The sequence below is a fragment of the Streptomyces sp. NRRL F-2580 genome (genome assembly GCF_000720115.1).
GTDB lineage: Bacteria > Actinomycetota > Actinomycetes > Streptomycetales > Streptomycetaceae > Streptomyces.
This window is the reverse complement of the sequence record NZ_JOIR01000148.1, coordinates 1-206: the sequence shown is the minus strand read 5'-3', so window position 1 is coordinate 206 and position 206 is coordinate 1. Positions and strand designations below refer to the sequence as shown.

1 pseudogene is annotated in these 206 nt (G+C 76.2%); it reads right to left on the bottom strand.

The features are described from left to right. Positions 1–206: pseudogene (locus IF88_RS0139845) on the bottom strand (hypothetical protein); the annotation flags it as partial.

Below are 206 nucleotides of genomic sequence, written 5' to 3'. Positions count from 1 at the left end.
GCGTTGTGGATGCGGCCGTAGCCGGTGCCGGCGTCGAGGGAGGCGCAGACTCCGCGGGCGGCGCCGACGGTGACGTCGCCGGCCTGGGTGCGCAGCTCGACGGCGCCGTGGACGGCTTCGGCGATGCGGATGTCGCCCTTCTGGGTGCTGATCCGGGCGGGGCCGCCGAGGCGGCCGACGGTGACGTCGCCGGCCATGAGGGTGAG